This is a genomic window from Aphanothece microscopica RSMan92, assembly GCF_046613545.2.
Classification (GTDB): Bacteria; Cyanobacteriota; Cyanobacteriia; order PCC-6307; family Cyanobiaceae; genus NIES-981.
This window is the reverse complement of sequence record NZ_JBKKKY020000017.1, coordinates 42390-52943: the sequence shown is the minus strand read 5'-3', so window position 1 is coordinate 52943 and position 10554 is coordinate 42390. Positions and strand designations below refer to the sequence as shown.

Annotated in this window: 13 protein-coding genes; 4 read left to right on the top strand and 9 right to left on the bottom strand. The window is 71.3% G+C overall.

The genetic code is table 11. The features are described from left to right. The 8 genes from ACLD7X_RS07115 to ACLD7X_RS07080 form a co-directional block, all read right to left on the bottom strand. A partial coding sequence (locus ACLD7X_RS07115) for a HupE/UreJ family protein (protein WP_411422836.1) occupies nucleotides 1-578 on the bottom strand: 578 nt, incomplete at its 3' end. Between the two features lie 105 nt (nucleotides 579-683). Next, on the bottom strand, nucleotides 684-1793 hold the full coding sequence (locus ACLD7X_RS07110; protein ID WP_411422835.1) for a CobW family GTP-binding protein: 1110 nt from the start codon (nucleotides 1791-1793) through the stop codon (nucleotides 684-686). A 69-nt stretch (nucleotides 1794-1862) separates the two neighbouring features. Further along, nucleotides 1863-2321, bottom strand: a complete 459-nt coding sequence (locus tag ACLD7X_RS07105) for a lectin-like protein (protein WP_411422834.1) — start codon at nucleotides 2319-2321, stop codon at nucleotides 1863-1865. Nucleotides 2322-2357: 36 nt separating this feature from the next. Then, complete coding sequence (locus ACLD7X_RS07100) at nucleotides 2358-2798, bottom strand: Fur family transcriptional regulator (protein ID WP_411422833.1); 441 nt, start codon at nucleotides 2796-2798, stop codon at nucleotides 2358-2360. Nucleotides 2799-2822: 24 nt separating this feature from the next. After that, nucleotides 2823-4181: a hypothetical protein gene (locus tag ACLD7X_RS07095; RefSeq protein ID WP_411422832.1), complete on the bottom strand. Its 1359-nt coding sequence runs from the start codon at nucleotides 4179-4181 to the stop codon at nucleotides 2823-2825. After that, the gene (locus ACLD7X_RS07090) at nucleotides 4178-4849 is read right to left on the bottom strand and encodes a TIGR03943 family putative permease subunit (RefSeq protein ID WP_412006859.1); all 672 of its coding nucleotides are present in this window, start codon (nucleotides 4847-4849) and stop codon (nucleotides 4178-4180) included. The genes ACLD7X_RS07095 and ACLD7X_RS07090 overlap by 4 nt, the downstream gene beginning before the upstream one ends. 8 nt (nucleotides 4850-4857) lie before the next feature. Next, entirely contained in the window at nucleotides 4858-5820 is a 963-nt protein-coding gene (locus tag ACLD7X_RS07085) for a permease (RefSeq protein ID WP_411422830.1), read from the bottom strand. After that, nucleotides 5817-6287 (bottom strand): 6-carboxytetrahydropterin synthase, encoded by a 471-nt coding sequence (locus tag ACLD7X_RS07080; protein ID WP_411422829.1) that lies wholly within the window; start codon nucleotides 6285-6287, stop codon nucleotides 5817-5819. Before ACLD7X_RS07080 ends, ACLD7X_RS07085 begins: the two co-directional genes overlap by 4 nt. A 33-nt stretch (nucleotides 6288-6320) precedes the next feature. Here ACLD7X_RS07080 and hisIE point away from each other — a divergent pair, with 33 nt between their 5' ends. The 4 genes from hisIE to ACLD7X_RS07060 all read left to right on the top strand — a co-directional run bounded on the left by hisIE (nucleotide 6321) and on the right by ACLD7X_RS07060 (nucleotide 9783). Then, the gene (gene hisIE / locus ACLD7X_RS07075; protein WP_411422828.1) at nucleotides 6321-6998 is read left to right on the top strand and encodes a bifunctional phosphoribosyl-AMP cyclohydrolase/phosphoribosyl-ATP diphosphatase HisIE; all 678 of its coding nucleotides are present in this window, start codon (nucleotides 6321-6323) and stop codon (nucleotides 6996-6998) included. Nucleotides 6999-7247: 249 nt separating this feature from the next. Then, on the top strand, nucleotides 7248-8108 hold the full coding sequence (locus ACLD7X_RS07070; RefSeq protein ID WP_412006860.1) for a metal ABC transporter solute-binding protein, Zn/Mn family: 861 nt from the start codon (nucleotides 7248-7250) through the stop codon (nucleotides 8106-8108). Further along, on the top strand, nucleotides 8108-8956 hold the full coding sequence (locus tag ACLD7X_RS07065; RefSeq protein WP_411422826.1) for a metal ABC transporter ATP-binding protein: 849 nt from the start codon (nucleotides 8108-8110) through the stop codon (nucleotides 8954-8956). Before ACLD7X_RS07070 ends, ACLD7X_RS07065 begins: the two co-directional genes overlap by 1 nt. Continuing rightward, nucleotides 8953-9783, top strand: a complete 831-nt coding sequence (locus ACLD7X_RS07060) for a metal ABC transporter permease (RefSeq protein WP_411422825.1) — start codon at nucleotides 8953-8955, stop codon at nucleotides 9781-9783. Before ACLD7X_RS07065 ends, ACLD7X_RS07060 begins: the two co-directional genes overlap by 4 nt. Here ACLD7X_RS07060 and ACLD7X_RS07055 read toward each other — a convergent pair. Next, nucleotides 9686-10543: a hypothetical protein gene (locus tag ACLD7X_RS07055; RefSeq protein ID WP_411422824.1), complete on the bottom strand. Its 858-nt coding sequence runs from the start codon at nucleotides 10541-10543 to the stop codon at nucleotides 9686-9688. The two genes, ACLD7X_RS07060 and ACLD7X_RS07055, sit on opposite strands and share 98 nt — an antisense overlap. Nucleotides 10544-10554 lie beyond the last annotated feature (11 nt).

The following is a 10554-nucleotide window of genomic DNA, read 5'->3' as shown; positions in this document are numbered from 1 at the left end:
AGGGGAGCGAGGGCGAGCAGCCCACCCGTCAGGGTGAGCAGGACCGACACGGCCAGGACCAGGCGTGGGGTTGCCCGGCGCACGATCGCGAAGCTGGCGCCGGCGACGGCCAAGGACGCCCCCAAGGCGCCCAGCCACCAGGCAGGGCTTCCGGAAGCCTCCAGGCCATGGAGCATGGCGTGGATGGCCACAGCAGCGGCCACCAGGCTTCCCGTCAGCGCGCGGTTCGTGTCCGCACGGCGGCGCAGAGGCTGCAGCATCAGCAGCCCCAGGCCGGAGACGCTCAGGGCGGCCAGCACCTCCGCTGCCGGCAGGTTGCCGCCCTGAAGGCCGTAGACGGCGCCCAGCACGGCGCCGCCCAGGGCAAAGAGCAGCAGCTGGCTGCCGAGCAGGGCGCCGGCGGCCCCGACCCCGATCAGCAGCAGCAGATGGTCCAGCCCCAGCAGGGGATGGCTGGCCCCGGCCGCCAGGCCACCCTCGGCAAAGCCGTGGGCGCCCACCGGCAGAGCCGAGAGCAGGCTGAGCCCCAGGCCGGCCGCTGTGGCCCAGGTCAGTTGACGGATGGGAACGCTGTTCATCGGAAACGGGAACCGGGGTGGGGAGGCTTCCTGGCGTGGGCCCGGCAGGGGCGGGTTTCAGCACCCTGGGGCGCCTTCATCCTACCATGGCTCAACCCTCGCCGTTCAGCCGAATCCCTTGCCCGCATCCTTGGCCACGCAGGCCTGGAGTTGGCGGCGCAGCTGCGCATGGTTGAGGTCCTTGCCGATCAGCACGATCTGATTCTTGCGGGCACCGGAGGGCCAATCGCTGTCATCGATCGAGAAGCGCTTGCCAGCCAGGTGGAAGACATGGCGCCGCTCACTTTCGTTGAACCACAGGATCCCCTTGGCGCGGAACACACCGGCGGGCAGCTGGTTGTCGAGGAAGTTCTGGAACTTGCGCAGAGCGAAGGGCCCTTCGCTCTGGAAGGAGAGCGAAGTGAACCCTTCGATGGCGGCATGGTCCGGATGGGTGGCGTGGTGGTGCTCGTGGCCATGGTCATGGCTGTGGGCGTGGCCATGGTCATGGCTGTGGGGCTCGTGCTCGCAGTGGCCGTGCTCGTGGTCGCAGCCGGTGTGGTCCTGGACCTCAGTCCCGGGGCCCTCCTCCTGCTGGCTCACCACCCGGTCGCTCTCGAACAGGCCCACGCTCAGCAGCAGCGCCAGGGGCACCTCCCCCTTCACCGAGCGCAGGATGCGGGCGTCGGTCTTGATCGCCCGCAGCTCCTGCTCGAGGGCCCCCAGCCTGGGCTCGTCCACCAGATCGCACTTGTTCAGCAGGATCATGTCGCTGTAGACGATCTGGGCCCGGGCCACCTCCCCCTCCAGGATCTCCGCGCCGAAATTTTCGGCATCGACCAGGGTGATGATCGAGTCGAGCCGGGTGGCATCGCGCAGGTCACTGCCCAGGAAGGTCATCGCCACCGGCAGGGGGTCCGCCAGGCCCGTGGTTTCCACCACCAGATAGTCCACGGGCTCGGGGCGCTCCAGGATCCGGTAGACGGCCTCCAGCAGTTCACCGTTGATCGAGCAGCAGATGCAGCCGTTGCTCAGTTCGACCATGTCCTCGCCGGTGGCCACCACCAGGTCGTTGTCGATGCCGATCTCCCCGAATTCGTTGACCAGCACCGCGGTCTTCAGGCCCTGCTGGTTGGTGAGGATGTGGTTGAGCAGGGTGGTCTTGCCCGCTCCGAGGAAGCCCGTGAGGATCGTCACCGGCAGGCCGGTGGGAGCAGCGATGGTGGAGGAAGCCATTGGTTGGGGACAGGAAACGGCTGAGGCGGGCAGGAGGGGCTGTGGTGACGGTCGGGGAAGCGGAGGGCTTCAGATCCGGAATTCGGCGATGCCACCGCCGAGCACCACATCGTGATAGGTGTTGTCGGAATTCTTCCAGCGCCCGAAGGCCTTGGGATTGAAGTAGATGTGCACGAATTTCTGATCCGGTTCCGGACTCGGTTCGCTGTTGCGGTAACCCGGAATGCCTCCCTGTACCCAGTTGCGGTACTTCGAACGCGACCCCGAAGACCAGCTGAAGTTGCCGGTGCGGTTGTTGCGCTTGAGCCCGATCCACAGCCCGCAGTCGTCGGCGGCGAGGGGAGAGAACTTTCTGGCCAGAAAACGATTTTCCTTGCGGTTGTTGACCGTGGCCAGCTCGCCACCCAGGTTGCGGGCCTGGCGGCGGGCCCGTTTCCAGCTGAGCGGGCCCTCCAGCAGCACGTAGGCGCTGCGTCTGCGCGTGAAGACCTTGTAACCCAGCCCGGTCAGCTTGTCGACGATGCTCATCGCTGTGGTGGAAGCGTTGGGAGGGCTGCCGGCCCGTCAACCGCTGGGGCTGGGGCGCTGGTCCGGTCCGCCTGAGCGTAGGGGTGGGCGCCCCTGGCGCCGTTGGCAGGCTTCGCAGAGCCCGAAGAACTCCAGGGTGTGGAACAGCGGCAGGAAGCCATCGGGCTCGCCGGTCGGGATGTGCAGCTCGTGCACCGGACAGTGCTCGAGCAGCTGGGTGGCGCCGCAGTCGACACAGGTGAGGTGGTGATCGTCGCGATCGGCCGGCGCGAACAGCGCCTCGCCGCTGGGGAGATGGCGGCAGCGCACCAGGCCCCACTGCTGGAGCTGCCGCAGGTGCCGGTAGACCGTGGCCAGCCCCATCGGCATGGCGCCTGCCCGCAGCTGGGCATGGAGGTCCTGGCCGGAGAGCTCCTCGCCGGCCTGGCACAGAGCCTCCAGCAACTTGGCCTGCCTGGTACTGAGCTTGGGACCCACACGGCGACGGTCGGTGGGGCTGTTCTAGCCGGAGGGCAGCCAGTGAACCTGACGGATCGGCCGCGGCAGCGGGCGCAGCGCCAGGCTCGCGGCATCGATCAGCACCGGCTGGGCTGCGGCGGGCGGATTCCCGATCGCCGCCAGGGGGCGGAGCGCAGCCAGCAGCTGCTCGCCGCTCGGGTCGAAGGACAGGCCTGTGCCGGGCTCGAGCTCCCAGCCCTTCAGGTGGCGCCGCTTCAGCAGCCGGCCCGTCCGATCCAGGGCCACCAGGGTCAGCTCCGGCTGGCCCCGCCCCTGCAGCAGCAGGGCCCAGACCCGATCCCCCCCCCGGCTGCAGGCGCTGGCCACGAGGGCTTCGCTGCCGAGCCAGAGCTGCTGTGGGGGACGACCGGGTTCCACCAGTTCCAGGGAGCGGCGGAAGTCCGGCCAGTGCCGCAGCAGCAGGGCCCGTCCGGCCTGGGGGCAGAAACTGCTCAGGTCCCGGCTGCCCGGCAGCGTCTGACGCCGCGGTTGGCGCGGGGGCAGGGTCTCCAGATGCAGTCCTTCGCTGTCCGGCACCACCACCGCGCCTCCACCCGGCAACAGCTGCATGGGTCCGGTGGCCTGCCACGGCAGCGGCGCGCGCTGGCCCTGGCGGGAGAACAGCTCGGTGGTGGTCTCCCCCGAGACCGGGTTGCCGCTCTGGATAAGCAGCTCTCCGAGGCGGTTGCTGCTGATGTGGGCGAAGGTGACCGGCGCGGCGCCGAGGGGACGGGGCTCGCGGACCCGGAGCTCCTCCAGACCCGCCGCCGCCGGGGCGAGGTTGACCTGCTCCAGGTCGATCCGCCACAGGCGCAGCAGTCCGTCGGTTCCCTGGCTGGCAGCCGCCACCCCCGCTCCGTTCCCGAGGGGCACGGCCACGGGAACCGACGGCCAGACCGGACTGATCGGCTGCCAGCGGCCATCGTGATGGCGCACCTGAAGCTGCTCGCCACCGGGTTGGCTGACCACGGCCAGCAGCCGGGGTCTGGGGTCCCAGGCGAAGCGGCGGCGGGCCAGGGGAAGACCGCGCCGATCCTTGCCTCCCAGCTCCAGGGTGAGCGGCCGGTCGAGGCGCTGGCCTTCGTCGAGGCTGAGCTGAAGGTTCTGCCCGCTGCCCAGCCAGCGGTGGCCCAGGGCTGGCTGCAGGCTGCTCAGGCGCTGCAGGCTCTCGCTGTCCATCGGCCGGCTGAACCGCACCTGCAGGGCCGCCGGGCCAGAGCTGGCCGGGGCGGTGCCGAGCTGCTCCAGTCGCGGTGGCTGTCGCACCAGCAACTGTTGCTGCACCAGGCTGAGCAGGGCGGGGGCCGCCAGGGCCGCCAGCAGGGCACGGTTCCCCAGCAATGACGGGTTGGGGCCGCTCATGGTTCCAGGGGCCGGGCAGGCCTGGGGATCGGTCGGATCCGCTCGGGCACCACCACCAGGCCATCGGCGCCGGCGGCCATGCTGCCCTCGATCGCCAGCCACTGGTCGGCGGGGGGCTCGGGCCGATCCGCCGGCCAGCGCACCGGCAGTCCCACCGGGGTGGCATCGGCGAGGCAGCACCGCACCAGCAGCCGGGCCAGCTGGGCAGGTTCGCCCGGGATCGGCAGCACGAAGCCGCTGATCCGCACAGGGTCTCCGTCGAACAGGCGGGGATCGGGCTGGCTGCGCAGCAGTCGCACCCAGTCCGTGAGGCTGCGCTGGGCCGGCGGCAGCACGAAGCTGAGCTCCGTGTCGGCCGTCTCGTCGCTCGGGCGCTGGCTGGCCAGGTCGGCAAAGGAGGGATTGGGGGGCAGCACCAGCAGGGCCAGGGCGATCGCGGCGGTGGCGAGGGCCCGCCTGGGCTGCGGGGGCGCCGCCGGATCGGGCCGACAGCACAGCTGGGCCAGCGCCAGCCCCAGCAGCAGCAGCCCGGCGATCCAGACCAGCGGATGGAAGGCTGTCCGCAGCAGCAGATCGAGCCGGCCATCCCCGCTGCTGCGCAGCAGCACCGCCGCCCAGAGCGCCAGCGGCAGGGCCTGGCCCAGGCGGGGAAGCAGGCGCGTGAGCATCCCCGCCATCACAGACGCCACAGGTTGACCCACTGCCCCATCAGCAGCACCAGCAGGCTGGCGCCGGCCGCGGTGACCACCAGCCCCCGCGGCCGGAACAGCAGACCGAGCAGACCCACCAGCTTGAGGTCGATCACCGGGCCGAGCAGCAGAAAGGCGAGCAGGGCCCCCGGGGTCACCTGGGCGGCAAAGCCCAGGGCCAGGAAGGCATCCACGCTGGAGCACACCGACACCACCAGGCTGAGCACCATCAGCGCCAGGATCGAGAGCGTCGGCGCCGACCCGACGGCCAGCAGCCACTGGCGCGGCAGCAGGCTCTGGACCAGGGCCGCGATCGTGCAGCCCATCACCAGCAGCAGGGCGAGATCGAGAAACTCCCGGCTGCCGTGGTGGAGCACCGTGGCCCAGCTCGGGCGTGCCGGCGGAGCCAGGGGCAGCTGGGGTGCCTCGAGGCCCACCAATCCGGTGCGGCGCTCCAGCAGGCTGACGCTGGAGAGCGGCTGGTTGAGGCGTCGCTCCTCCAGCAGATCGGTGCGGAACAGCTGGGTCTCCGGCAGCTGACGCAGCACCAGGGAGAGCCCCAGGGCGAGCACCACGGCGCCCAGGGGCCGGGCCAGCAGCATCCAGGGCTGGTCGGGGAACGCCGCCCAGGTGCTGGCCAGCACGATCGGATTCAGCACGGGGGCGGCGAACAGGAACCCCAGGCCTGTGCCCACCGGCGCACCACCCACCAGCAGCCGCCGTGCCACCGGCACGTTGCCGCATTCGCAGGCCGGCAGGGCGAAACCGAGGGCGGCGCCGCTGAGGGGGCCCCACACCGGGTGGGAGGGCAGCCGCCGCAGCCAGCCCCCACCGGGGGCGAAGCGGCGGGCGAGCGCGGCAATGACCACCCCGATCAACAGAAAGGGCAGGGCTTCCAGCAGAAGCCCCTGGAACAGCGCCCAGGCCGTGGCGAGCCTGGTCAGCGTCATGGCGTCGTGAACCAGTCGGGGGTGGCCTCGAAGCAGGCACCGTTCCGGTCGTTCTCTCGGGCCTCGGCCTTCCAGCAGCAGGCTCGCCCGCCCTCCCGGTCCTGCAGGAGCTCGTTGGCCCACTGCCACACCAGGGCTGCGCTGGCCTCCATTCCCACGTTGTCCATCACGCGCAGATCCAGGGCCCCCTCCGCGTGCAGGTGGCGCCACTGGTCCAGCAGCGGGTCATCGGCGTTGACCAGAAAGGTGTGATCGAACTGGGCGGCAAGTCGCGCTTCGAGCGGCCTGAGGCTGGAGAAATCCACCACGAAGCCGCAGCCGTCGAGGGCCCTGGCCCGGAACCAGAACGTGAAGCTGCGGCTGTAGCCGTGCACGAAGCGGCAGTGCCCCGGGTGGCGCCACTGGCGGTGGCAGCAGGGGTAGCCGCTGAACCGCTTGCTGCAGCTGTAGGCCGCCGAAGACGACATGGGGGAGGATCGGGGCAGCGGCGAAGCAGGGCCTTGCAAGCACCATTTCAGCGTGATCCTCGCCTGGTTGACGGGCTGCGCTTCAACGCGGATGGTCTGATTCCGGCCGTGGCCCAGGACTGGCTCGATGGGGCGGTGCTGATGGTGGCCTGGATGAACCGCGAGGCGCTGGAGCGGACCCTGGCCAGTGGGGAGGTGCACTACTGGAGCCGATCCCGCCAGGAGCTCTGGCACAAGGGGGCCACCAGCGGTCACACCCAGAGCCTGCGGGACCTGCGCTACGACTGTGATGCCGACGTGCTGCTGCTCACGGTGGAGCAGACGGGAGACGTGGCGTGCCACACCGGTGCCCGCAGCTGCTTCTTCGACGCGGGCCCCAGCCCCAGTGGTGGAGGTCCGGATGCCGCCCCGCCACCGGCGGATGTCTGCACGGAGCTGATGCGCGTCATCGAGGGGCGCCGCGACCATCCCGAGCCCGGCAGCTACACCAACAAGCTCCTGGAGGGAGGCGACAACCGCATCCTCAAGAAGATCGGCGAGGAGAGTGCCGAGTTCGTGATGGCCTGCAAGGACGGCGAGGCCGACGCCATCGCCGGAGAGGCGGCCGACATCCTGTTTCATCTGCAGGTGGCCCTGGCCCTGCACGGGGTGAGCTGGCGCCGCGTGCAGGAGGTGCTGGCCCGACGTCGGGGGGCTCCACGGCGGGACTGACCCCCTTCGGCCCATGGCACTGAGAACGGTTATCGTTCGCCTTGTCATGGGCTGAGGGCGCCGGTGTCGCGAGCGAGGGCTTCGGGTCAGGGAGGGTCGGCCGGCCCGTGGGCCGGGGCCCTCGCGACCCTGTTCGGGGCGGCCGCGTTGGTGGGATGTGCGCTGCGGCCGGTCCCCAGGACCCCCGCCCCTGAGGCCGCTGCGTCCCCTCCCGCCGCGTCCGCTCCTGCCGCATCCGGTCCCACGGTGATGACCACCATCTTTCCGATGACGGCCCTCACCCAGGCTGTCGCCGGGGACTGTGCGGCGGTCTCCCAGCTGCTGCCGCCGGGGGCAGGACCCCATGGCTACCGGCCCAGCCCCGCGGATCTGGTGCGCCTGCGGCAGGCCCGGCTGCTCGTGGTGAATGGGCTGGGGATGGAGACCTTCCTCGAGCGGCTGATCGCCGCCGGGGCCCAGGGGCGGCTGGAGGTCGTCGAGGCCAGCCAGGGCATCGCCCCGATCCCGGCGGGGATGGAGCCGGGCTCCGCCGGGGGCCATGCCGGCCACAGCCATGGCCCGGACAATCCCCACGTCTGGCTGGACCCCCGCCTGGCGATCCAGCAGGTCGCGACCATCCGCGAGGCCCTGGTGCGTCTCGACCCGTCCTGCGCCAAGGGCTATCGCGCCCGTGCCGCGGCGTTCTCCGCGCGTCTGGCCCGGCTCGACAGCCGCCTGGCCCGTGACCTGGGGCCCTACCGCGGTCGCACGCTGGTCACCCAGCACGATGTCGCGCCCTATCTGGCTCGCCGCTACGGACTGCACACCGTGTTCCTGGTGCCGGAGCCGGAGGTGCCGGCCTCGCCGGCGGATCTGCGCCGGGTGGATGCGGTGGTGCGCGCCCAGCGCCTGGGTGGGGTTCTGGTGGATCCCGGCGCGCCGGCTGGCGCCCTGACGGCGCTGGCCCGGGACCGGGGCCTCACGCTGATCACCCTCGATCCCCTCGAGTCGGCCGCCGTGGCAGGGGGCCAGGCTCCGGAGCACTTCCTGGCGGTGATGGAACGCAACGGTGAGGCGCTGGTCCGGGCCTTGCAGGGGGCAGGGGGCGGGGCTGCGGCTAGCGTGAACTGATGATGGAAACGGTTCTCGAAGTCAGCGGCCTGACCGTCCGCCGCGATGGTCCTGGAGCCCGACCCGGACGGGCCCCTGCCGCCGTTGAGAACGTCAGCTTTGACCTGCCCGCGGAGTCCGACACGGCCCTGGTGGGCCCCAATGGCGCCGGCAAGAGCACCCTGGTCCAGGCCCTGCTCGGGGTGCTGCCCCGGGACGCTGGCGAGGTGCGGGTGCTGGGCGCCCCGCTCACCCAGGCCGGTCGTTTGCCTGCCGCCGTGCGGGCCCAGCTGGCCTACCTCCCCCAGCAGGTGGCGATCCGCGGCCGCTTTCCCCTGAGCGTCCGCGAGTTCGTGGCCCTGGGCTGGGATCCCTCCGGCCTTCAGTTTCCCTGGGCCCGCAGGAGGGGCCGATCGGCTGCCGTGCAGCAGGCCCTGGCCAAGGTCGGCTGCAGCGATCTGGCCGACCGCCTGATCAGCGAGCTCTCCACCGGCCAGTGGAAGCGGGTCCTGCTGGCCTTCTGCGTCGTGCGGCCGCGCCGGCTGCTGGTGCTCGACGAGGCCCAGGCCGGCCTCGATCCCCAGGCCACCGAGCAGTTTCACAACCTGCTCTTCGATCTGCGGCGCAGTGAGGGGTGGACCGTGCTGCAGGTCTCCCACGATCTCGCCATGGTGCGCCGCACCTGTGATCGGGTGCTCTGCCTCAACCGCAGCCTGCGCTGTTCCGGTGCGCCGGACCATGCCCTGAGCCCTGGCCAGCTCGAGGCCCTCTACGGACCGGGCTACGTGCCCTACCACCACCACCATGCCCCGGAGCCCTCCCTGGCTCCTGCGCCGACGCCACCGGTTTCGCCCCTGCCCCGGGCATGACCCCCCCCGGCCTGGCCGAGCTGCTGACCTTGCCCTTCATGCAGCGGGCCCTGCTCGCGGGGCTGCTCAGCGGGGCCCTGGGCGGCCTGCTCGGCAGTTTTGCCGTGCTGCGCCAGCTCTCCTTCTTCAGTGACGCGCTGGGGCACTCCGCCCTGCTGGGCATCAGCCTGGGGCTGCTGCTGGGGCTCAATCCCACGATCGTGCTGATCCCCTTCGCGGTGCTGTTCGCCCTGGTGGTGGGACAGCTGGTCGAGCGAAGCCGGCTGCCCTCCGATGCCCTGCTCAACATCATCTATTCCTCGGCTCTGGCCATCGCCGTGGTGGTGCTGAGCCTGGTGCCGGGCCAGCGCAGCAGCATCGAGCAGTTGCTCTTCGGCGACATCCTGGCGGTGGGCTGGGGCGATCTCGCCCTGATCGGGCTGCTGCTGGTGGTCGTCGCCACCTACCTCGTTCTGACCCGTCGCAGCCAGATCCTCCTGACCCTCGACCCCGCCCTGGCCACGGCCCAGGGGGTCGCGGTGGGCTGGCAGCGGTTGCTGTTCGTGGTGGTGCTGGCGGTGGTCGTGGCCCTGTCGATCAAGGCGGTGGGGGTGCTGCTGATCAGCGCGTTTCTGGTCATCCCTGCCTGCTCCTCCCGGCTGCTCAGCCCCAACTTCACGCTCTACATGCTGCTGGCCTGCCTGCTGGGAGCCAGCTGCGGCGTGCTCGGGCTGCTCTTCTCCGGCTTGCTCAATCTGCCGTCGGGTCCCTGTGTGGTGATCCTTCAACTGCTGGCGTTCCTGACAGCCCTTGTGGTGTCTCCCCGTCGGGCGGGTGCTCTGGGCTGAGCTCCGGCTGCCGCTGCAGCCAGCGCAGGGTGGTCCGGTCCCGTTCGCTGAGTCGCAGCACCGGCACGGGGCCGGGCACGCCGGCCATCGCATCCCCAGGATCGTCGCTGTGCCCCCAGAGGCCGAAGGCGTGCCCCAGCTCGTGCAGAGCGGTCGCCTGGGTGGCCTCCTGCCGCTGATCAGGGCTGACGTGGACGACCACCAGGGGTTCCAGCCTCCACAGCCCGCCTCGCTGCACCTGCCGCAGCGCCAGCTCCGCCCTGCCATGGCTGGCGCGGCCGCCGCGCAGGGGGGGGCGTCGCCGCAGCACCCGCACCTGGGCCCGCTCTGGTTCGTCCACCTGGGTGAGGGGCAGCAGGCCTGACCACTCGGCCAGGGCGGCCTGGACGGCATCGCTCCAGCGCCGGTCCCAGCGGGCTGCGGGGCCTTCGCTGCTGCCGGGTTCCACCCACACGCACCAGTGGTCCCGCCTCGCCCAGCCGTGGGGGGTGGACCGGAGCCTGTGCCGGTAGCTGTCCGGCGCTGTCCCCGTGCCGGCAGGCGAGCCCGGGGCAGGGGAGGTCCCCTCAGGCAGGGGGGGCGGGAGGGGATGGGCCGCCTGCTCAGGGGGGCAGGGATCCGGGAGCGGGCTGGACTGAACGGGGGCTGGTGGCTGGATCGGCAGCTGGAGCAGCAGGGCCGATAGCAGAAGCAGCAGCCTCGGGGCAGGGGAGAGCTGGTGGCGGGGCCGGCCGCCGCACCGCCGATCGATCCGCTTCACGGCCCCCCGGC